The organism is Streptomyces sp. NRRL WC-3605 (genome assembly GCF_001509795.1).
Classification (GTDB): Bacteria; Actinomycetota; Actinomycetes; order Streptomycetales; family Streptomycetaceae; genus Streptomyces; species Streptomyces viridochromogenes.
On the sequence record NZ_LLZN01000024.1, the window covers coordinates 36,767 to 56,896 of the forward strand.

Below are 20,130 nucleotides of genomic sequence, written 5' to 3' on the forward strand. Positions count from 1 at the left end.
GACCCCATCGGGAGGTGAACCGCGTGTACGTCTGCAGTTGCTTCGGCATCACCGAGCAGCAGGTCAAGAAGCACGCGGAGAACGGCGCCTGCACCCCCCGCCAGGTCGCCTCCGCCTGCAAGGCCGGTACCGACTGCGGATCGTGCGTGCGCCGTATCCAGGCGCTGCTGGGCCGGGGTGCCTGCCCCCGCCGTGAGCTCGCCGACCGCGGTGAGCCGGTCGTCTCCGGCCTCGAGGACGCCGCCTAGTCCGGCGGGTCGGCTGGTCCTAGCTCGGCTGCTCGATCTGCTGGGCGATGTAGAGCGCCTCCCCGAGCTTGTCGATGAGTTCCAGCTGCGTGTCCAGGTAGTCGATGTGGTGCTCCTCGTCCGCCAGGATCTCCTCGAAGATGTTCGCGGACGTGATGTCGCCCTTGGAGCGCATCACCTCGATGCCGCGCTTGAGGCGGTCGATCGCCTCCACCTCCACCTGGCGGTCGGCCTGGAACATCTCCGTGACCGTCTGGCCCACGCGCACATGGAAGAGGCGCTGGTAGTTGGGCAGGCCGTCCAGCATGAGGATGCGCTCGGTGAGCTTGTCCGCGTGCTTCATCTCGTCGATGGACTCTTCCCGCGTGTACTTCGCGAGCTTCGTCCAGCCGTTGTTGTCCTGGATGCGGTAGTGCAGCCAGTACTGGTTGATCGCGGTGAGCTCACCGGTGAGCTGCTCGTTGAGGAATTCGAGGACCTCGGGGTCGCCCTGCATCGCTACGGGCTCCTTCCAAGCGGGGGACTGGCAGGATGCGGCGCATGATTCCACCGGACGCGAAGATCGTCCAGTAAGTCTTCACTTAGTAAGTAAGTGCAGGCTTAGTCCGTTTTGGGTGGTTCGGTGGGGGGTGTGGTCAGGCGCACGGTCCCGGGTCTGTCAGGATGGAGGCATGGGTCAGCCGGTGGAGCGCGAAGGTGAGGCAGCAGCACAGTCCGAACTCCCGCCGGGGCAGCGCATCCAGCGCGGGTGGCCCGTCACGCACTACGGCCCGGTGCCCAAGTTCCGTCCCGAGCGCTGGGACTTCCGGGTCTTCGGTGCCACGGCCGACGGCGAGAAGCACAGCTGGACCCATGAGGAGTTCACGGCCCTGCCGTACACCAGCCTCGTCGCCGACCTGCACTGCGTGACGAAGTTCAGCATGCTCGGCGCCGAGTGGGGCGGTATCCCGGCGCGCACGATCCTCCAGATCGCCCCGCCCGCGCCCGCCGTCACCCATGTCATGGTGTGGGCCGAGTACGGCTTCAGCTCCAACCTGCGGCTGGCCGACTTCGCCTCCGAGCGCTCCATCTTCGCCACCCACCGGGACGGCGAGCTGCTGACCGCCGAGCACGGCTTCCCGCTGCGGCTGGTCGTCCCCCATCTGTACGCCTGGAAAGGGCCCAAGTGGGTCCGTGGCGTGGAGTACATGACCGCCGACCGGCGCGGCTTCTGGGAGGAGCGCGGCTACCACAACATCGGCGACCCGTGGCGCGAGCAGCGCTACTCCTACCAGGAGGAGCCCGGGGACGGCCCCGGGCTCTGACTCCTGGCGCGGACGCCTCTCAGTGGTACCGATGCACCACCGCGTGCCCACGGCCGCGGCCGATCATCCACTTGTTCACCGGAGTGGTGAGGACGAAGGCGACGGCCAGCGCGATCGCCAGCACCCACCAGAACAGCGGGTCGCCGAGCCCGGCGTCCATCGCGCCCGGCCACAGCGCGATCACGCCGTTGTCGACCAGCTCCATCACCGCGATGGACAGGGTGTCGGCGGCCAGTGCGACCTTCACGGCGGCGCCCAGTCCGAGACCGGCCCTGAGGACGCCGCGCAGGGTGAGCGCGTAGCCGAAGAAGAAGGCCAGGGCGATCGCCAGGGCCAGGGTCGGCACGGCGCCCCAGCCGAGCGCGGTGCCGACCACCATGCCCAGCACCTCGCCGATGGCGCAGCCGGTGAGGCAGTGCAGGGTGGCCCGGACCGCGGTCTCCCAGCCACCGCCGGCGGTCATGCCCGCATGGTGGTGATGAACGTGTGACGCGTGTGCTTCGTGTTCCATGACGCCCCCTGACGCGCGGTTCCGTCTCTCGCTCCACCGGAACCACATACCCCCTGGGGGTATTCCCGTCCGCGTCAGCCGTCACGGAGTTTCTTCAGCCGCTCCACGTCCGCCACGTGCCCCTCCTTGCCGCCGGGGGTCTCGATGATCAGCGGAACGCCCGCGGTCGCCGGGTGGGTCATCAGCGCGCGGAACGGGTCCTCGCCGATGTGCCCCGCGCCGATGTTCTCGTGCCGGTCCTTGTGGGCGCCGACGACGTCCTTGGAGTCGTTGGCGTGGATCAGCTTCAGGCGGCCCTCGCCGACCGTGTCCACCAGCAGGTCCAGCGTCTGGTGCATCCCGGAGGGGCCGGTGAGATCGTGGCCGGCCGCGTAGATGTGGCAGGTGTCCAGGCAGACTCCCAGCTTCGGATGGGCGTCCAGAGCCTCGAAGTACGGCCCGAAGTCCCAGGTCCGCGAGCACAGCGAGGAGCCCTGACCCGCGGTGGACTCCAGCAGCAGGAACGGGTCGTCGTCGTGGGTCAGCTCGTCCAGCAGCGGCAGCAGGTGCTCGCGGACCTGCTTCAGGGCCACCGAGCGGTCCCGGCCGCCGGTCGCGCTGCCCGTGTGCACCACCACGCCGAGCGCCCCGATCTCCCGGCCGCGCCGCAGCGAGTGCCGCAGCGACTCCACGGACCTCTCGACGGTCGCCTCGGTGTGCGAGCCGAAGTTGATCAGGTACGGGGCGTGCACGTACGCCGGTATCGACTCAGCGGCGCAGGCCGCGCGGAACTCCTCGTCCTGGCGCGGATTGCCGGGCGGGGTCGCCCAGCCCCGGGGGTTGGCGACGAACACCTGGACCGTCTCGGCGCTCAGGTCACGGGCGTAGGCGAGGCCGACGGAGCTGAGGCCGCCCGCCACCGGGACATGACCGCCGACGGGGTTGCGCGAGGGGCCGGGGAGGGTGGTGCGGGAGGGGCGGGGGGGGGGGGGGCCGGACTGCTGACTTCTCACCGGTCCAGGGTGTCATGCGGCGGGAACGGCCCGGTCACCCGGCCGCCCCGCCGCCCGATCGTCGCCCTCAGCGGATCGTGATGGTGATCGTCGACCCCTTCGGTGCCTTGTCGCCGCCCTTCACGGACTGCTTCTTGACCGTGTCGCCGAACAGGCCGAGCAGCCCGCGGTCCTCGTCGACCTCGAAGCCGGCGGCCTCCAGCCGGTCCTTGGCGTCGTCGACGCTCTCGCCGACCACGTCCGGAACCTCGATCATCTCCGGGCCCTTGGAGAGGGTCAGCGTGACGGTGTCGCCCTCGGCCGCCTGCGAACCCTCACCCGGCGACTGCCGGGCGACCTGGCCCGCGTCGAACTCGGAGTTGACCCGGGCGGGGGCGATCTTCACCTTCAGGCCGGCCTCCTGCAGCTCGGCCCGCGCGTCCTCCACGCTCTCCCCGGTGACGTCCGGGATGTCGACCGGGCTGCCCTTGCTGACCGTGAGCGCGACCGCGGAGCCCGAGCGGACCGTGGAGCCGTCGCCGGGGGAGGAGGAGATCACGGAGCCGCGTGCCACCGCGTCGTCGAACTCGCGCGTCACCATGCCCGGCTCCAGGCCGCGGTCCTTCAGCGCGGCCCGCGCCTCGGCGAGCGGCCGGTCCCGCAGGTCCGGCACCTTCACGGTCTTGGGGCCGAGGGAGACGACCAGGTCCACGGCGTCGTTCTGCCGGATACGGGCGCCCGGCTTCGGGTCCGTGCCGACGACGGTCCCGCGGTCGAAGGTGTCGCTGTACGCGCGCCGCACCCGGCCGACGTCGAGCCCGTCCTGCTCCAGACGGTCCCGGGCCTGCGCCTCGGTCTTCGACAGCAGAGGCGGGACCTCGGTGAACTGACCGGAGTTGATGTACCAGATGCCGGCGCCGAGCCCCAGGGCCAGCAGCACCGCGGCCACCACGACCAGCGGGCCGCGCGGCCGGCGCGGGCCCCGCGCGCGGGGCGGCCCGGACGGCGGGGGCGGCGGCATCTCCAGGCGGGTGGTGCGGTGCGCGGGCTCGTCCCCGTCGACGGGCAGCGGCCGGGGCACGGCCAGCCCGCGCGGAATCACGCTCGTGCGGTCGTCGGCGTTGTCGTGCCCGTCGGACAGCGCCTGCGGGGGCATCGCGTCCAGCTGCTCGTCGGTGAGCGCCGTACGCGACACACGGGCCTGCGCGAGCAGGGCCACGGCGTCGTACGGACGGACCTCCGGGGTGCGGGCGGTGGCGGAGGCGACCAGCTCGTCGAGCTCGTAGGCCAGGCCCGGCACCGCCGCGGAGGGCGGCGGCACGTCGTCGTGCAGGTGCTTGTAGAGCACCACGGCGGGGGAGTCCCCGTCGTGCGGCTTCTGACCGGTCAGCATCTCGTACAGGACGACACCGCAGGCGTACACGTCGACACGGGCGTCGGCGGCGCCCGGCTGCTCTATCTGCTCGGGCGCGAGATACGAGACGGTGCCGAGGACGGCCCCGGTGGTGCTGGTCACGGTGTCCACCGAGCGCACCAGGCCGAAGTCGGCGACCTTGACCCGGCCGTCGTCCCCTATCAGGACGTTCTCCGGCTTCATGTCCCGGTGCACGAACCCCGCGCGGTGGGCGGCGCCGAGCGCGGCGAGCACCGGCTCCAGGATGTCGAGCGCGGCCCTGGGCTGGAGCGCCCCGCGCTCGCGCAGGACGTCCCGCAGGGTGCAGCCGGCGATGTACTCCATCGCGAGATAGACGTACGACCCGTCGGTGCCCTGGTCGAAGACCTGCACCACGTTCGGATGGGCCAGCCGGGCGACGGACTTCGCCTCCCGGATGAACCGCTCGACGAACGCCCCGTCCGCCGCCAGCGCGGGATGCATCACCTTGAGCGCGAGCACGCGGTCGAGGCGGGTGTCCAGGGCCCGGTAGACCGTGGCCATCCCGCCGACCGCGATGCGCGCGTCCACGCGATACCGGCCGTCGAGCACCTGCCCGACCAGAGGGTCCTGAAGGGTCGTATCCACGCAGGTGAGTGTACGAGCCGACACCGACACCCCGTCCGGTCCGGCCGGGATCGGGGCGGGACTGCGACCGTCCTGTGACGGACGACTCAGCCTCCGGGCACCTTGATCGAACGTACGTTCAGAAGGCCGGCCGTTCCGGATCGAGCCGTGCCAGGCCGTCCACCGGGGACGACGCCTCGGCGAAGTGCCGCCGGGGGATCCGGCCCGCCCGGCGGGCCAGCCGGCCCGCCTCCACCGCGTGCCGCATCGCGTCGGCCATCAGCACCGGCTCCTGGGCCCGCGTCACCGCCGAGGCGAGCATCACGCCCGCGCAGCCCAGCTCCATCGCGAACGCCGCGTCCGAGGCCGTCCCGGCGCCCGCGTCCAGGATCACCGGCACGCGCGCGTGCTCCACGATCAGCTGGAAGTTGTGCGGATTGCGGATGCCGAGCCCCGAGCCGATGGGAGAGCCCAGCGGCATGACCGCCGCGCACCCGGCGTCCTCCAGTCTCCGCGCCAGCACCGGGTCGTCGTTGGTGTACGGCAGCACCGTGAACCCGTCGTCCACCAGCGTCTCCGCCGCGTCCAGCAGCTCGACCGGATCCGGCAGCAGGGTTCGCTCGTCGGCGATGACCTCCAGCTTGACCAGGTCCGTGCCGAGCGCCTCGCGCGCGAGGCGGGCCGTCAGCACCGCCTCGCCCGCGGTGAAGCACCCCGCGGTGTTCGGCAGCACCCGGACGCCGAGCCGGTCGAGGACGGAGAGGACCGAGCCGTGCACCGAGGGGTCCACCCGCCGCATCGCGACGGTCGTCAGCTCCGTCCCGGACGCCACCAGCGCCCGCTCCAGGACGTCCAGACTGGGCGCCCCGCCCGTGCCCATGATCAGCCGGGAGCCGAGGGACAGGTCCCCGATGACGAGGGGGTCGTCGGCCATGGGTCAGCCTCCTTGCACGGCGGTCAGGACCTCGACGCGGTCGCCCTCGCGCAGCGGCGTCGACGGCCACTGCGCGCGCGGGACGACGGTCTCGTTGAGGGCGGCGGCCACCCCGGAGGGGGCCGCCGTGAGCAGCCGGACGGCGGCGTCGAGCGCCGTACCGGGGGCGACACGCCGCCGCTCCCCGTTGAGCGAGATGTTCATGCCGGCTGCTCCTGGGGGACGGCGGCGAACCGCAGCGGTGTGAAGTCACGGGCGACGTCCGGCAGTTCACCGGTGGTCAGGACGTGCGCCAGGGCGTCCCCGGTGACCGGCGCGAGCAGCACGCCGTTGCGGTGGTGCCCGGTGGCCAGCAGCAGCCCGTCCAGGGCGGTCGGGCCGAGCAGCGGCGCGTTGTCCGGGGAGGCCGGGCGCAGGCCAGCCCGGGTCTCGGTCAGCGGCAGCTCGGTGATGCCGGGCACCAGCTCGTGGGCGTCGCGCAGCAGCTCGTACACGCCGCCCGCGGTCACCGTGGTGTCCCAGCCCTGCTCCTCGCTCGTCGCCCCGACGACCAGCTCCCCGCTCTCGCGCGGCACCAGGTACACCTGGCTGCCCCGCACCATCGCGCGCACCGTCCGGCTCAGGAACGGCGCGAGGCCCCGCGGCACGGTCAGCCGCAGCACCTGCCCCTTCACGGGCCGCACGGGCGGTCGCACGTCGTCCGGGACGCCCGCGAGCCGGCCGCTCAGACTGCCCGCCGCGAGGACCACCCGGTCCGCCCGCAGCGCGGTGCCGTCCGTGGTGGTGACCCCCGTCGCCCGGTCCGCCGTCACGTCCAGGCGCTCCGCCCAGGCCCGGTGGAAGGTCACACCGGCGCGCTCGCACGCCTGCAGCAGCGCCCCGGTGAGTTGCCGGGGGTCGATCTGGTGGTCGCCGTCCACCCGCAGGCCGCCGCGCACCCCGGGCGCGAGCATCGGCTCCAGGCGCCGGCACTCCCGGCCGGTCAGCCACTCCGAGTCCAGCCCGGAACGCGTCTGCAGGGCGTGCAGCTCCCGCAGGTGCGCGCGGTCGTCCGCGTCCAGCGCGACGGCGAGCGTGCCGCACCGGCGGTAGCCGAGGGCGTGCCCGGTGAGGTCGGCGAGCTCGGCCGCGAAGTCCGGGTAGCGGCGGGCCGAGTCGAGGGTGAGACCCAGCAGGGTCTGTTCCCCGTAGTGGAGTTCGGTGACGGCGGCCAGCATCCCGGCCGCCACCTGGGCGGCCCCGCCGCCCGGCTCCGGGTCCACCACGGCCGTGGCGAACCCGCGTTGCGCGGCCCGCCACGCCGTGACCAGGCCGATGATCCCGCCCCCGACGACGAGGACGTCTGCAGTACGTGAGGACATGGGCGTCCAGCCCCTCCCTTCGCCGGCATGACCCGGATCAGGTTCGTACGGTCGGAGGCCGCCAGCCTCCCTCTCAGCCCGGTGCGTCCGGGCTCCCGCGAGTGCTCTACGGTGGCCACCCTAGCCCGCAGCCCCGGACATCGGTAAGGGAGCCTCCCCGCATGGCCCGCTCGCTCGACGGTCTCGTCCTCGCCCCCGTCGCCGACCAGGCGCCGGGACAGGTGGGGACGCGCACCCGGTTCACGTACCACGAGGAGGACGGCGTGGTCTGGGCCCAGTACGCGGGCGGCGACGTCGTGCGCGGGCACCTCGTCGGCACCCGCGACGGCGACCGGCTGGACTTCCGCTACGTGCAGCTCAAGCGGGACGGCACGACCTCCTCGGGCCACTGCGTGTCCACGGTGGGCGAACTCCCCGACGGGCGCGTGCGCCTGACGGAGACCTGGGAGTGGGAGTCGCAGGCGGGCAGCGGCACCAGCGTGGTCGAGCAGGTCCCCGCGCCCTGACCGGCGGTACGGCGGAGAAGGCGCCGGACGTACAACCGTCGGAGATCGGCGAGGGTCTAGTGAGAGAAGGGCCGTTCCCCCGGAAGGTGCCGTCCGTCTCCCGCGTCCCAGCAGAGGATGTCTTCATGCCGATACCCCCGCACAACCGCCGCGCCTCCGGAGCCGTCGTCGCCGCCCTCGGCGCCGCCGGACTGATCGTGCTGTCCGTTGCTCCCGCCGCCCTCGGCGACGAAGCCGTACCCGACCTGGTCCTCGGAGGCGTCGAGCCGGTCCACGGGCTGCGACCGGGGAGCACGTTCGACGTGCCGGCCACCGTGACGAACAAGGGCACCGTGACCGCCGGGAAGGCGTGGGTCTCCTACTCCGTCACCCGGGGGCTCGACCTCGTGGACGTCCCCTCCAACTGCCGTGTGCAGCACGTCAGGTCCTACGACGAGATGCCCGAGTACTGGACCGCGACGTGCGCGTACGACCAGCCGGTGGAGCCGGGCGCCGTCCTCACGCCCGAGAAGCCTCTCCGGGTGAAGGCACTCGACCGCGCGTACAACGACAGGCTGCGGCTGCGCGTCGGGTACGGGGACGCTCCGTCGGACGACGAGAACGGAGAGCCGTCGGTGCCGGGGACCGCACCGGCCGTGAAGCTGGTCGAGGGACCGGCCGGGGGCGCGGGCTCCGCGGCGTACGTCTACGTGCCGGTCACCACCGTCAACACGGCCGACTACCAGGTGACGGGTGCCGCGTTGAGCGGGCGGGTCGGTGACACGGTGACGATGAAGGTGGGGTTCGCCAACGCCGGGCCCGCCTGGCTCCTGGAGGAGGGCGGGGTGCCGGGCGTCCACGTCCTGATCAAGCTTCCCGCCGGAACCTCGGTCGTCAAGCGCGACTACTACTGCCACGACAAGGGCGGGACGTACAACTGCCCCGCGCACCTCGGGATGAACATGCGCGAGGACGCCCGGATGGAGTACACCTTCAAGCTGAGGATCGACAAGCGGATCGCGGGCGCCAAGGGCTCGATCGCGCTGAGCCCCGAGAACCGGTCGTTCGACCCCGACAAGGCCAACGACAAGGCGGACATCACGCTGGACGTGACGGGCGGCGGGTCGGCCGGTTCGACGGGCGGGTCGTCCGGCGGTTCCACTGGTGGCTCGGCCGGCGGGTCGTCGTCGACCGGTGGGGCCGGAGCGACGAACGGCGGCGAGCTGGCGGACACCGGCTCCTCGACATTGCCGACCACGGGCGTGGCCGCCGCGGCGGTGGCCGCGGGCGCGGGCGTGCTCCTCGTCGCGCGACGCGGCCGGGGCCGGAACCCGAGCTGACGACGAGTGTCTATGGTGATCGGGTGAGCGAGCCAACCACCCAGTCGCAGCGGTCCGTGGTCGTCGCCGGGGCCGGCATGGCCGGTGTGCAGACAGCGGTCGCCCTGCGGGAGAAGGGCTTCACCGGGGCGATCACCCTGATCGGCGCCGAGCCCCACCAGCCGTACGACCGCCCGCCCCTGTCCAAGGCCGTGCTGCTCGGCACCGCCGAGGGCTCCGCCTTCGACGTCGACTTCGAGACGCTCGGCGTCGAACTGCGCCTGGGCTGCGAGGTGCTGGGCGTCCGCACCCCCGACCGCGTCCTGGACACCGAGACCGGGCCCGTCCCGTACGACGTGCTGGTCCTCGCCACCGGCGCCGAACCCTTGCGGCTGCCCGGTACCGAGGGCGTCCCCGGCGTGCACCTGCTGCGCACCCTGGACGACGCCGAGCGGCTGCGCCCGGTGCTCGCCCGCCGGCACGACATCGTGGTCGTCGGCGCGGGCTGGATCGGCGCCGAGTTCACCACCGCCGCCCGGGAGGCGGGCTGCGCGGTGACCGTCGTGGAGGTCGCCGAGCGGCCGCTCGCGGGCGCCCTGCCCGCCGAGGTCGCCGCGCCGATGGCCGCCTGGTACGCGGACAGCGGGGCCGTGCTGCGCACCGGCACGCGCGTGGAGCGCGTCGAGCCGGGAGCCGTCGTCCTGGACGACGGCACGCGCGTGCCGGCCGGCGCCGTCGTCGTCGGCATCGGGGCCCGGCCCGCCACCTCCTGGCTCACCGGCTCGGACATCGCGCTCGGCGCGCACGGCGAGGTGCTGGCCGACGACCGGCTGCGCACCTCGGCGCCGGACGTGTACGCGGTCGGCGACTGCGCCTCCTTCCCCTCCGGGCGCTACGGCGAGCGGCTGCTCGTCCACCACTGGGACAACGCCCTCCAGGGGCCCCGCACGGTCGCCGCCGACATCCTCGGCGAGACCACCGCGCGCTACGACCCCGTGCCCTACTTCTGGTCCGAGCAGTTCGGCCGGTTCGTGCAGTACGCGGGACACCATCCGGGCGCCGACACGCTGCTGTGGCGCGGCGACCCGGCGGGCCCCGCCTGGTCGGTGTGCTGGCTGCGCGAAGGACGGCTGGCCGCCCTGCTGGCGGTGGGCCGGCCCCGGGACCTCGCCCAGGGGCGGCGGCTGATCGAGGCGGGCACGCCGCTGGACGCCTCGCTGCTGGCGGACCCCGCGCGGCCCCTGAAGGCGGCGACGGCGTGAGCCTGCCGGACGGCGGCGGCGCCCGGCCGGACCGGCCTGACTTCCGACTGTCGGTGCCAGATGGCAGGCTTGTTCCCGTGACCGAGATTGACGCAAAGATCGATGCTCTCGTCCCCGCCTGGCTCACCCTTCCCGACATCGCCGAGATGCTCGGCGTCGAGGTGACCCGTGTCCGGCAGCTGGTCAAGGAGGGCCAGCTCATCGCCGTACGCCGGGGTGAGAACCGCGCGCTGCACGTCCCCGCCGCCTTCATCGACGGGGACAAGGTCGTCAAGGGCCTGTCCGGGACCTTGACGCTCCTGCGGGACGACGGCTTCACGGACGAAGAGATGCTGGAGTGGCTCTTCACTCCCGACCCCTCCCTGCCCGGCACGCCCGCGCAGGCCCTCAGCGAGAACCGCGGCACGGAGGTGAAGCGCCGCGCCCAGGCGCTCGCCGTCTGACCGACCCGCACCCGGCCCTGCGGCCGGTCCCGGGCCGCGGCAGACACGCGGCCCGGGACCGGCCGGTGGGTGCATCCGGGGCGCGGCCTTCGCATCGCGCGCTCCGTGGTGCACCCGTGCCCTAGGGGGGTGTCTTGCCGATCAGGCCGGGCTCCCCCTGGATCGGACCTCGGCGAGGGCTCCCAGGTACCGTGCCAGCGTCCGGCACCCGTCCGGAACCCGGCACCACCGACCCCAGGGGGCTCCGCATGTCCGACACCGCCCGCACGCGACTCGCCGACGCGCGGCTGTACCTGTGCACCGACGCCCGCAGGCGCCAGGGCGATCTCGCGGAGTTCCTGGACGCCGTGCTCGCCGGTGGCGTCGACATCGTGCAGCTGCGCGACAAGGGCATGGAGGCCGCCGAGGAGCTGGAGCACCTGCGCGTCCTCGCCGAGGCGTGCGCCCGGCACGGCAAGCTCATCGCGGTCAACGACCGCGCCGACGTGGCCCATGCGGCCGGCTCCGACGTGCTGCACCTCGGACAGGGCGACCTGCCCGTCCCGGCCGCCCGGGCGATCCTCGGCCCCGGCGTCCTGATCGGCCGCTCCACGCACACCGAGGCGGAGGCCACCGCGGCGGCCGTCGAGGAGGGCGTCGACTACTTCTGCACCGGCCCCTGCTGGTCCACCCCGACCAAGCCCGGCCGGCCCGCGCCCGGTCTCGGCCTGGTCCGCCACACCGCCGCCCTCGGCACCGAGCGCCCCTGGTTCGCCATCGGCGGCATCGACCTCGGCAATCTCGACCAGGTGCTGGAGGCCGGAGCCCGCCGGGTGGTCGTCGTCCGGGCCCTCACGGAGGCGGACGACCCCGGCGCCGCCGCGGCCGAGTTCGCGAAGCGGCTGCGGCAGGACTGAACCGGACCGTCTCATCCGGCCGTGTCATCCGGCCGTCTCCTTCGGTCCGTTTCATCCGGCTGTCTCATTTTCGGCGAGGAGCCGTCTCGGATGGTGGGCGCCCAGGGATCTTGAGTGGTGTGCGAGGGCGGTCATCGGCCCCGATCTGTCCAAGGGGTGGACACGGGCCTGACAAATCGGGCAAATGTCCGGCGTCCGGTTGGGGGACCGGGTACCCCTGGTTAACCTGCGAGTATGGCCCTCGGCACCGCATCCATCAGGTCGGACCACGCTCGTACCGTGCGCGAGATGCTCGCGACCGGCAAGACGACGTATTCCTTCGAGTTCTACGCCCCCAAGACCCCGAAGGGCGAGCGGAACCTGTGGAACGCGCTGCGCAGGGTCGAGGCCGTCCGGCCCGACTTCGTCTCGGTGACGTACGGCGCCGGGGGCTCCACGCGCGCCGGCACCGTCAAAGCGACCGAGGCCATCGCCTCGGACACCACCCTCACGCCGATCGCCCACCTCACCGCCGTAGACCACTCGGTGGCCGACCTGCGGAACATCATCGGCCAGTACGCCGACGCCGGGATCCGCAACATGCTGGCCCTGCGCGGCGACCCGCCCGGCGACCCGCTGGGCGACTGGGTGGCGCACCCCCGCGGCCTCACCTACGCCGCCGAACTCGTCGAGCTGATCAAGGCGTCGGGGGACTTCTGCGTCGGCGTCGCCGCCTTCCCGGCGATGCACCCGCGCTCCGCCGACCGGGACACCGACGTCCGGCACTTCGTCGACAAGTGCCGGGCCGGAGCCGACTACGCGATCACGCAGATGTTCTTCGATCCGGAGGACTACCTGCGCCTGCGCGACCGGGTCGCCGCCGCCGGCTGCGACACCCCGATCATCCCGGAGATCATGCCCATCGCCGGCGTCCGGACGCTGGAACGCATCCCCTCGCTCACCAATGCGGCGTTCCCGGACGCCCTGAGAGAGCGGATCCTCACAGCGAAGGACGATCCCGCGGCGGTACGCTCCATCGGTATCGAGTTCGCCACCGAGTTCTGCGCACGGCTTCTGGCCGAGGGAGTGCCCGGACTGCACTTCATCACGCTCAACAACTCCACGGCGACACTGGAAATCCACGAGAACCTGGGCCTGCACCACCCACCGCAGGCCTAGACCGGTCGTCCTGATATACGTCACACTGCGTAGGCGGCCACTGGGAGAGGGGCGTACATGGGCTTGACGGTCCTCTACATCGCGTTCGGCGTCGTCGCGCTGTGGCTGCTCGGCGAGGTGCTGTTGCAGTACAAGGCGCGGCTGCGCTGGCGGCTGGTCGCCTTCGTCGGCTTCCTCGGAGTCGTCCTCGGCGTGCTCACGCGATCCGTGGTCATCATCGGAGTGGGCGCCTCGGCCTTCGCCATCGGGCAGACCTACGTCACGCTGTCGTTCCGCCGCGGCTTCTCCGCCGGCTGGGCGGTCTCCGCGCCGGCCCTCGGCCCGCTGGGGTCCAAGCGCCGCCGCGACGAGGACGACGACCGGCAGGAGCCGACCCTGGAGGTCTCCGACCTGGAGGCGGGCGACGGCTACGCGGACGACAGCGCCGACTACGGCCGCGACCGGGCCGGTTACGGCACCGACGACTACGACCGCGACGACGTCTTCACGCCCGCGCGCGGCGGCCGGGAGACGGCCGCCGAGTCGACCGCCGTCTACGAGCCGCAGCCGATGCCGGAGGACACCGGCTCCTACGGCGTGTACAGCGACGCCGCCTACGCGGCCGCCCAGCAGGGCTACGCCGACGCGGGGCAGTCCCAGGAGCAGTACGCCACCGCCGACCAGAGCTACGGGTACGACGGCTACGCCGGGTACGACCAGCAGCAGCAGTACGGCTACGACGCGAACGGCCAGCAGCAGTACGCCGCCTACTCCGACCCGTACATCGGCACGCAGACCTACGGCGGCGCCTCCTACGACGCCTACGGGCAGCAGCAGTACGGCCAGCAGTCCTACGGGCAGGACGCGTACGCCACCGGCACCTACCCCGAGGGCACCCCGCCCGGCGGTGTCTGGGTGCCGCAGCAGCGCACCGACGAGTACGGCGCCGAGCTCCCGCCCGAGCAGCAGTACCCGTACCAGGACAACGGGCAGCAGCAGGGCCCCGGTTACGACGAGCAGTACCGTTTCTGACGGGTCCGCGGGCCAGGGCTCACCGAGAGCCCTGGAACCCCGGTCCCTCCACGATCAGCCCGGCCACCAGCGCGCCGGACATCCCCGCGTGCGGTAGCCCGCCGCCGGGGTGCGACCAGCCGCCGACCGTGAACAGCCCTTCCAGGCCCGTGCTGTTGGCCGCGTGCAGCATCCGCCCGTCCGCCGCGGCCAGCGCCGGGGCCGGAACGGCACCGCCCTCCGCGCCCGTCGCCTCCGCGACGTCGGCCGGGGTCAGGACCTCGCGCCACAGCAGACGCTCCCGCAGATCCGGCACCGCCCGCTCGGCCGCCGTCACCAGGTCGTCCGCACGCCGGGCCGTCTCCTCGGCGGAAGCGCCGCCGGCCGGCACCGTCGCCACGAGCGTGACCGCCTCATGACCGGCGTCCGGGACCAGGGACGGGTCGTCGGGCCGCAGCACCGTGACCGTGGGGCTCGCCGCCATGCCCGCGGTGGGCCCGAACAGGGCGTCCAGCTCGGCGTCCCGGTCCTCGGCGTGCACCACCGTGCGGTGCGCCGTGCCCTCCGGGCGGCCGCCGCGCAGAGCCAGCAGCACCGTCAGCCGGCTCGGGGCCCGCCGCCTCGGCGGGACCTCGCCCTCGCCGCCGCGAACCGCCGTGCCCCGCACCAGCCGGTCCAGCACGCCGGGCGCGACCCCGCACACCACGAAGTCCGCCTCCACCGCCGTCCCGTCGGCCAGCTCCAGCCCCGACGTCCGGCCGTCCTCCTCCAGGACCGCCGCGACCTCCGCGCCGAAGTGGAAGGCGACCCGGCGGGCCAGGCACCGCTCGTACACGGCCCGCGCCAACTCCCGCATGCCGCCGCGCACATACCAGGTCCCGAAGGCGTGCTCCATGTACGGCAGCACCGCCGCGTTCGCCGGGGCCTCGCGGGGATCGAGGCCGTACACGAGCGCGTGGCTCTCCAGGAGGGCGGTGAGCCGGGGGTCGCGCAGCTCCCAGGCGCCGACCTCGGCGAGGGTGCCGGCGCGGCGGGTGCGCAGCAGCCGCTTGTGGGGCACCGACGGGTAGGGCTCACGCTCGGCCAGGACCTGCCAGTTGGGCCACAGGGGCTCCTCCAGCAGAGGTCTGCGGGTGCGGTCCCAGGTCTCGCGGGCGCGGACCAGGAAGTCGCCCCAGCGGCGCCCCGCCCCGGCGCCCAGAGCCTCGTCCAGGGCCGAGACGACGCCCGCGCGTGAGGCGTTCGGCAGGGCGGCCCCGGAGCCGTCCGCGAAGAGGTGCCGCGCGGAGGGGTCGACCTGGACCAGCCCGACGCACTCCTCCAGGGGCTCCTTGCCGGTCTTGACGAACAGGTCGCGGTACACGGCGGGCAGCGGGAGCAGGCCGGGGCCCGTGTCGAAGGCGAAGCCGTCGCGCTCGAAGCGGCGCACCGCTCCGCCGTACGTCTCCGTGCGCTCGTACACCGCCACCCGGTGGCCCGCGACGGCCAGCCGGGCCGCCGCCGCCAGGGCGCCCATCCCGGCGCCGATCACCGCAATCCGTGCCATGGAGGGGACCTTATCGGCCGCCGCCGACAACCGGACCGCCGGGCTCCGTCGCAGCTCAGCCGGGGCGCTGGGTCACCGCGGGGCGGGCGAGCCGCTTCTCGGCGCGCCGCTCGGCCCGGCGCCGCCGGAAGCGGCGGATGCGCGAGATGAGGAAGTACAGCAGCAGCACCCCGGCCAGCAGCAGTGCGCCCGTGATGACGGCCGCCGCGACGGGGTGGAAGATCGCGAAGGTGATGAGCGCGGCGACCCCGAGGTCCTCGGCGAGGCTCACCACGATGTTGCTGAAGGGCTCCGGGGAGCTGTTGACCGCCATCCGCGTCCCGGCCTTCACCAGATGGCTGACCAGGGCCGTGGAACCGCCGAGCGCGCCCGCCGCGAGCTCCGGCACCGATCCGCTCTGACCGGCGAGCAGCGCGGCGACGACCGCGCCGGCCACCGGGCGGATCACGGTGTGCGCCGTGTCCCAGGCCGAGTCCACGTACGGGATCTTGTCGGCGACGGCCTCGCACAGGAAGAGCACACCGGCCACGATCAGGACGTCAGGCCGCTGCAGGGCCTCGGGGACGTCGTCGCTCAGTCCGGTCGCGCCGAATATGCCGAGGAGCAGCACCACCGCGTACGCGTTGACGCCGCTGGCCCAGCCGCTCGTGAACACCAGGGGGAGTACGGACACGCAGGGGATCGTAGCCAGTGGGCGACGTCAGGTCATGGGGCCCGGCACGCAGCCCTGAGTACCCGTACCTAGGCGGCGAGTTGAGTACGCGCGCGGATGGGGCGCGACCTGCCCGGACGGGAGAGTGGAGGCACGGAGAAGGGGATCGGCTCCGGCACCGGCGACACGGGGCGCCGGAACGGAGCGGCCCCGGATCCGCTCCTTCCGCCGGCCCGGCGTCGGCGGGAGCGAGACCGGGGGACCCGGGGGACGGACCGAACGGGGGTCCAGGGGGGAACGGGGGAACGGGGGAGCACGGGGGTGCACGAGGAGGCGCCGGTCCGGTGACGGCCCGCGGGGGACGCGGCCGTCACGGACCGGCGCCTTCGTGTGTCCGTTGCCCGGATCGGGCGTCAGCGGCGACCGCTCACCCTGCCCTGCAGCAGCCGGGACAGCGCCGCGTGGACGTCGTCCAGGGAGCGCTCCGGCTGGAACGACTTCCAGTCCAGCGCGGCCACCAGCACCATGCCGACCAGGGCGGCGGCGGTCAGCGGGACGTCGATCTCGTCGCTGAACTCACCGCCCTCCACGCCTTCGCGCAGCACGCCCTCGACGACCGCCACGGCCTGCTGCCGGACCACCATCAGCGTGGACTGCCAGGCGCGGTTGGTCCGCCACAGCTCGGCGACGTAGAGCTGGGTGAACGACGGGTAGCGGTCGATGAAGACCAGTCCCGCGCGGATCATCGCGTCGAGCGCGTCCACCCTGCTCCCGCCCGCGCGGGCGGTCGTCTCGGCCGCGTCCCGCAGGGAGGCCGTGAGGAGCCCGACCCCGTGCCGCAGCAACTCCTCGAAGAGGACCGACTTGCTGGCGAAGTTGTAGTAGACGGTGCCCTTCGCCACCCCGGCACGCTCGGCGATCTCGTCCACGGTGGTGGCGGAGAAGCCTTGTTCGGCGATGAGCGTGACGGCCGCCTCGTAGAGCTTCTGCCGGGTGGCCTCACGGCGCGTGCTGCCGCCCGACGCGGCGCTGCTGCTTTCCATGGCCCCGATTGTCCCGCGCCCGCTCACAGGCTCAGCTCCGGGTGCAGCCGGTCGAGCGTCCACACCTGCCGGCGGCGGGCCGCCAGCGCGGTCAGCGCCAGGGCGCCGACCGTGAACGCGGCCAGGACCAGGCTTCCGGTCCACACCGGCTGCAGTCCGCCGCCCGTGATGAGCCGGCGCAGCGCCTCGACGACGTAGGTCATCGGCAGGAACGGGTGCAGGGCGTTGAAGAAGCCCGGGCTGGTCTGCACCGGGTAGGTGCCGCCCGCGGACGTCAGCTGGAGCATCAGCAGCGCGAGGACGAGGATCCGTCCGGCCGCGCCGAAGCGGGCGTTCAGCCACTGCACGATCGCCGCGAAGCACGCCGTCACCAGGAAGAGGAAGCCCACCGTCCCGGCGGCCCGCGCCATCTGGAGCCCGATCGCCCAGTGGAGCACCGCCATCAGCGCCGCGGTCTGCAGCACCCCGAGGGCGACCACGGGCAGCCAGCCCGCCAGCGCGATCCGCCACGCCGAGGCGCCCGCGGCGAGCGCGCGCCGGTTCATCGGCGCGATCAGCATGTACGCCACCATCGCGCCCACCCACAGGGACAGCGGGATGAAGTACGGGGCGAAGCCGGTGCCGTAGTTGGGCGCCTTGTGCAGGTCCCGGGAGACGAGCTGGACCGGGTCGGCCATCACCTCGGTGCGCTGGTCGCGGTCCTTCTTGTCGTAGTCGGGGATCTTCCCGGCGCCCTCGTGCAGGCCGTTCGAGAGCTTGCCGGAGCCGTCGGCCAGCTTGTACATGCCGCCGCTCAGGTCGTACGCGCCCGACTTCAGCCGGCCCACGCCGGTGTCCAGGTCCTTGGCGCCGGACTTCGCCGTGCCCAGCCCGGTGTGCAGCTTCTTGGCGCCGGCGGCGACCTTCGCGGCCCCGTCGTTCAGCTTGTTGATGCGGCCGACGGCGTCGTCGAGGTCCTCCGAGAGGTGGGGCGCGCGCTCGGCGAGGGCGTCGGCCTGCTTCTGGAGCGTGGCGAGGTTCTTGTCGAGCTTCTTCAGATCGCCGTGCTGGTCGGCGATCAGCGTGTTCAGGTCGTCGGCGATCGTCGCCACGTCCGCCGCCGACTGCCTGGCCTTCTTCAGGTCGGCGCAGGCCGGATCGGGCAGGACGGCGTCCTCGCAGCGCGCCCGGTAGACGGTGTCCAGCACCCCGGAGGCGGCGTGCGCGCCCTTGGCGGCACCCGGGGCGCGCTCGACGAGGTCGTCCAGGTTGTCGCGCAGGGCGCCCGAGGTGTCGGAGACCAGCCGGGCGGTGTCGCCGATGGTCTTCTCGTTGTCCGCCAGGAACGGGCCGACCTTCTTGTCGACGGCGTTGACCTTGTCGGCCAGCGTCCGGGTGCCGGCGGCGACCCGCCGCGAGCCGTTCTCCAGGTCCCCCGCGCCCTTGTCGAGCCTCGTCAGCCCCGACGACAGCTTGCCGCTGCCGTCCTTGGCGTCCTTGAGGCCCTTGGCGAGGTCCTTGGAGCCCTTCTCGGCCTTGCCGATGCCGCCTTCCAGCTTGTCGGCGCCGTTCGCGGCCTTCACGGTCTCGCCGTGGATGTCGGAGAACGACACGAAGATCCGGTCCAGGAACGACCGGGACGCCTTGGTGGACGCCGCGTCGCGCACCTCGCTGAACACGGTCCGCGAGATCTGCCCGACGATGTAGTTGTTGGCGTCGTTCGTGCGTACCTGCAGGGCGCCCGTCTCCGGGCTCTTGCCCGCGCTGGAGGCGATCCGCTCGCTGAAGTCGGACGGCATGGTCAGCGACAGGTAGTACGTGCCGTCCTCGACACCCTTCTCGGCCTCGGTGGCGCTCACCTCGCGCCAGTCGAAGGTGTCGCTCTCGTGCAGCCCCTCGGTGATGTCGTCGCCCGCCGTGAGCTTCTTCCCGCTCACGGTCGCCCCCTTGTCCTCGTTCACCAGGGCGACGGGGATGCGGTCGAGGCGGCCGTACGGATCCCAGAAGGACCACAGGTACAGCGCGCCGTACAGCAGGGGCAGCACCAGCAGGGCGACCAGCGCGGCACGGGGGAGCTTCCCCCGGCCGAAGCGCCGCAGCTCAAGCGCGGCCAGCCTCGGCGAGCGCATCGGCGGCCTCCTTCCCGTCGGTCTTGTCGTCGTCCTGTCCCTCGGCCTCGTCCGCGGGCGCGGTGGACACCCGCACCGTGCCGTCCGGGGCCTCGCTGCACACCGCCAGGACCGTGGTCCCGGACTCCGCGATCGACTTCAGCAGCGCCCACACCTCGGCACGTTCGGCGTCCGAGAGCTTCAGGTCGGTGTCGTCGACGCCGAGCACGCGCGGGCGCGCGAGGAGCGCGAGCGCCAGGGACAGCCGCAGCGCCTCGGCACGCTCCAGATCGCGCACGGCGGTGCGCGGGCCCTTGGGCAGGGACTCCAGGTCCAGGCCCGCCGCCGTCAGGGCGGCCTCGATCCGCTGCCGTCGCGCCTCGCGTCCCTCCTGGCGCGGGCGCAGCAGCGCGCGCAGCGAGTCGCCGAACCGCCGCTGGAGCAGCGCGCGCTCCCGCAGGTGCTCGGCGACGGTCAGGGCCGGGTCGAGGTCGGTCACCCCGGGCACATGGGCCAGGGCGCTGACGCGCCGCACCGCCGCCATCCGCCGGGGCAGCTCCGTCCCGTCGACCGCCGCCGTGCCCTCGGTGGGTTTCATCCGCCCCGTGAGGGCCAGCAGAAGACAGGTACGGCCGCTGCCGGACGGCCCCTCGATCGTGATCAGCGAACCGGGCCCGGCCTCGAAGGAGACCGCGCGGAACGCCCACCCGCGCGGTCCCCGAAGCCCGAGATTCCGGGCCGTGACGCCGTCGGCTGTCACGGTTCCCCCCATCCCCGCCCCCTCATTTGTTTGAACTGACTGGTCAGTGCAAAAGGTAGCCCGAACTTGCGAGCGAGGCAAAACCGCAGGTCGGAACGGATTGTCAGTGCCGTACCCCACGATGGGCACATACGGCAACCCGTATCGGGGCATGCCGTCAC

At 73.0% G+C, this 20,130-nt stretch carries 21 protein-coding genes and 1 riboswitch; of the genes, 9 read left to right on the top strand and 12 right to left on the bottom strand.

Features of this window, described 5'->3' with window-relative positions; genetic code table 11:
* Positions 1–14: 14 nt before the first annotated feature.
* Positions 15–248: a (2Fe-2S)-binding protein gene (locus tag ADL34_RS05170; RefSeq protein ID WP_062674888.1), complete on the top strand. Its 234-nt coding sequence runs from the start codon at positions 15–17 to the stop codon at positions 246–248.
* 19 nt (positions 249–267) lie between these two features.
* Here ADL34_RS05170 and bfr read toward each other — a convergent pair whose 3' ends face one another.
* Entirely contained in the window at positions 268–744 is a 477-nt protein-coding gene (bfr, locus tag ADL34_RS05175) for a bacterioferritin (RefSeq protein ID WP_062674890.1), read from the bottom strand.
* 175 nt (positions 745–919) lie between these two features.
* Here bfr and ADL34_RS05180 point away from each other — a divergent pair, with 175 nt between their 5' ends.
* Entirely contained in the window at positions 920–1,552 is a 633-nt protein-coding gene (locus ADL34_RS05180) for a sulfite oxidase-like oxidoreductase (RefSeq protein WP_062674892.1), read from the top strand.
* A 19-nt stretch (positions 1,553–1,571) separates the two neighbouring features.
* On the opposite strand, the gene ADL34_RS05185 is transcribed toward ADL34_RS05180, so the two are convergent.
* The 6 genes from ADL34_RS05185 to thiO all read right to left on the bottom strand — a co-directional run bounded on the left by ADL34_RS05185 (position 1,572) and on the right by thiO (position 7,328).
* On the bottom strand, positions 1,572–2,063 hold the full coding sequence (locus ADL34_RS05185; protein WP_062674893.1) for a DUF4396 domain-containing protein: 492 nt from the start codon (positions 2,061–2,063) through the stop codon (positions 1,572–1,574).
* A gap of 74 nt (positions 2,064–2,137) precedes the next feature.
* A complete protein-coding gene (locus ADL34_RS05190) occupies positions 2,138–3,055 on the bottom strand; it encodes a deoxyribonuclease IV (protein ID WP_062739770.1) in 918 nt (305 codons plus the stop codon).
* A 67-nt stretch (positions 3,056–3,122) separates the two neighbouring features.
* On the bottom strand, positions 3,123–5,054 hold the full coding sequence (gene pknB / locus ADL34_RS05195; protein WP_062674897.1) for a Stk1 family PASTA domain-containing Ser/Thr kinase: 1,932 nt from the start codon (positions 5,052–5,054) through the stop codon (positions 3,123–3,125).
* A 118-nt stretch (positions 5,055–5,172) separates the two neighbouring features.
* A complete protein-coding gene (locus tag ADL34_RS05200; protein WP_062674899.1) occupies positions 5,173–5,967 on the bottom strand; it encodes a thiazole synthase in 795 nt (264 codons plus the stop codon).
* Between the two features lie 3 nt (positions 5,968–5,970).
* The gene (gene thiS, locus ADL34_RS05205; protein ID WP_062674901.1) at positions 5,971–6,171 is read right to left on the bottom strand and encodes a sulfur carrier protein ThiS; all 201 of its coding nucleotides are present in this window, start codon (positions 6,169–6,171) and stop codon (positions 5,971–5,973) included.
* Complete coding sequence (gene thiO, locus ADL34_RS05210) at positions 6,168–7,328, bottom strand: glycine oxidase ThiO (RefSeq protein WP_062675059.1); 1,161 nt, start codon at positions 7,326–7,328, stop codon at positions 6,168–6,170. The genes thiS and thiO overlap by 4 nt, the downstream gene beginning before the upstream one ends.
* A riboswitch (TPP riboswitch) is annotated at positions 7,326–7,437 on the bottom strand. Its footprint overlaps the gene before it by 3 nt.
* A gap of 52 nt (positions 7,438–7,489) precedes the next feature.
* Between thiO and ADL34_RS05215 the strand changes: the two genes are divergently transcribed.
* The 7 genes from ADL34_RS05215 (at position 7,490) to ADL34_RS05245 (ending at position 13,902) form a co-directional block, all read left to right on the top strand.
* Complete coding sequence (locus ADL34_RS05215; protein WP_062674904.1) at positions 7,490–7,834, top strand: hypothetical protein; 345 nt, start codon at positions 7,490–7,492, stop codon at positions 7,832–7,834.
* A 125-nt stretch (positions 7,835–7,959) separates the two neighbouring features.
* A complete protein-coding gene (locus ADL34_RS05220; protein WP_062674906.1) occupies positions 7,960–9,153 on the top strand; it encodes a hypothetical protein in 1,194 nt (397 codons plus the stop codon).
* Between the two features lie 56 nt (positions 9,154–9,209).
* The gene (locus ADL34_RS05225) at positions 9,210–10,394 is read left to right on the top strand and encodes an NAD(P)/FAD-dependent oxidoreductase (protein WP_062674908.1); all 1,185 of its coding nucleotides are present in this window, start codon (positions 9,210–9,212) and stop codon (positions 10,392–10,394) included.
* 77 nt (positions 10,395–10,471) lie between these two features.
* Positions 10,472–10,837: an Rv2175c family DNA-binding protein gene (locus tag ADL34_RS05230; protein ID WP_004001914.1), complete on the top strand. Its 366-nt coding sequence runs from the start codon at positions 10,472–10,474 to the stop codon at positions 10,835–10,837.
* A gap of 248 nt (positions 10,838–11,085) precedes the next feature.
* Positions 11,086–11,733, top strand: coding sequence for a thiamine phosphate synthase (gene thiE, locus ADL34_RS05235; protein ID WP_062674911.1), 648 nt, complete (start codon positions 11,086–11,088; stop codon positions 11,731–11,733).
* A gap of 234 nt (positions 11,734–11,967) precedes the next feature.
* The gene (gene metF, locus ADL34_RS05240; RefSeq protein ID WP_062674913.1) at positions 11,968–12,891 is read left to right on the top strand and encodes a methylenetetrahydrofolate reductase [NAD(P)H]; all 924 of its coding nucleotides are present in this window, start codon (positions 11,968–11,970) and stop codon (positions 12,889–12,891) included.
* A 57-nt stretch (positions 12,892–12,948) separates the two neighbouring features.
* Complete coding sequence (locus ADL34_RS05245) at positions 12,949–13,902, top strand: hypothetical protein (protein WP_062674915.1); 954 nt, start codon at positions 12,949–12,951, stop codon at positions 13,900–13,902.
* A 19-nt stretch (positions 13,903–13,921) separates the two neighbouring features.
* Here ADL34_RS05245 and ADL34_RS05250 read toward each other — a convergent pair whose 3' ends face one another.
* The 5 genes from ADL34_RS05250 to ADL34_RS05270 form a co-directional block, all read right to left on the bottom strand.
* Positions 13,922–15,427, bottom strand: coding sequence for a phytoene desaturase family protein (locus tag ADL34_RS05250; RefSeq protein ID WP_062674917.1), 1,506 nt, complete (start codon positions 15,425–15,427; stop codon positions 13,922–13,924).
* A gap of 55 nt (positions 15,428–15,482) precedes the next feature.
* Positions 15,483–16,100 (bottom strand): DUF4126 domain-containing protein, encoded by a 618-nt coding sequence (locus ADL34_RS05255; protein ID WP_062674919.1) that lies wholly within the window; start codon positions 16,098–16,100, stop codon positions 15,483–15,485.
* Positions 16,101–16,492: 392 nt separating this feature from the next.
* Complete coding sequence (locus ADL34_RS05260; protein ID WP_062674921.1) at positions 16,493–17,122, bottom strand: TetR/AcrR family transcriptional regulator; 630 nt, start codon at positions 17,120–17,122, stop codon at positions 16,493–16,495.
* A 23-nt stretch (positions 17,123–17,145) separates the two neighbouring features.
* Positions 17,146–19,230 carry a YhgE/Pip domain-containing protein gene (locus tag ADL34_RS05265; protein ID WP_062674923.1) on the bottom strand — a complete coding sequence of 695 codons (2,085 nt, stop codon included), beginning with the start codon at positions 19,228–19,230 and terminating at the stop codon, positions 17,146–17,148.
* Complete coding sequence (locus tag ADL34_RS05270; RefSeq protein WP_062674925.1) at positions 19,202–19,981, bottom strand: ATP-binding cassette domain-containing protein; 780 nt, start codon at positions 19,979–19,981, stop codon at positions 19,202–19,204. The genes ADL34_RS05265 and ADL34_RS05270 overlap by 29 nt, the downstream gene beginning before the upstream one ends.
* Positions 19,982–20,130: the final 149 nt, after the last annotated feature.

Coding starts and splice junctions, on each gene's coding strand:
- ADL34_RS05260 (WP_062674921.1), bottom strand. CDS start 17,122: ATGGAAAGCAGCAGCGCCGCGTCGGGCGGCAGCACGCGCCGTGAGGCC.
- metF (WP_062674913.1), top strand. CDS start 11,968: ATGGCCCTCGGCACCGCATCCATCAGGTCGGACCACGCTCGTACCGTG.
- ADL34_RS05220 (WP_062674906.1), top strand. CDS start 7,960: ATGCCGATACCCCCGCACAACCGCCGCGCCTCCGGAGCCGTCGTCGCC.
- ADL34_RS05250 (WP_062674917.1), bottom strand. CDS start 15,427: ATGGCACGGATTGCGGTGATCGGCGCCGGGATGGGCGCCCTGGCGGCG.
- thiS (WP_062674901.1), bottom strand. CDS start 6,171: ATGAACATCTCGCTCAACGGGGAGCGGCGGCGTGTCGCCCCCGGTACG.
- ADL34_RS05180 (WP_062674892.1), top strand. CDS start 920: ATGGGTCAGCCGGTGGAGCGCGAAGGTGAGGCAGCAGCACAGTCCGAA.
- ADL34_RS05215 (WP_062674904.1), top strand. CDS start 7,490: ATGGCCCGCTCGCTCGACGGTCTCGTCCTCGCCCCCGTCGCCGACCAG.
- ADL34_RS05245 (WP_062674915.1), top strand. CDS start 12,949: ATGGGCTTGACGGTCCTCTACATCGCGTTCGGCGTCGTCGCGCTGTGG.
- thiE (WP_062674911.1), top strand. CDS start 11,086: ATGTCCGACACCGCCCGCACGCGACTCGCCGACGCGCGGCTGTACCTG.
- bfr (WP_062674890.1), bottom strand. CDS start 744: ATGCAGGGCGACCCCGAGGTCCTCGAATTCCTCAACGAGCAGCTCACC.
- ADL34_RS05265 (WP_062674923.1), bottom strand. CDS start 19,230: ATGCGCTCGCCGAGGCTGGCCGCGCTTGAGCTGCGGCGCTTCGGCCGG.
- ADL34_RS05200 (WP_062674899.1), bottom strand. CDS start 5,967: ATGGCCGACGACCCCCTCGTCATCGGGGACCTGTCCCTCGGCTCCCGG.
- ADL34_RS05185 (WP_062674893.1), bottom strand. CDS start 2,063: ATGGAACACGAAGCACACGCGTCACACGTTCATCACCACCATGCGGGC.
- thiO (WP_062675059.1), bottom strand. CDS start 7,328: ATGTCCTCACGTACTGCAGACGTCCTCGTCGTCGGGGGCGGGATCATC.
- ADL34_RS05270 (WP_062674925.1), bottom strand. CDS start 19,981: ATGGGGGGAACCGTGACAGCCGACGGCGTCACGGCCCGGAATCTCGGG.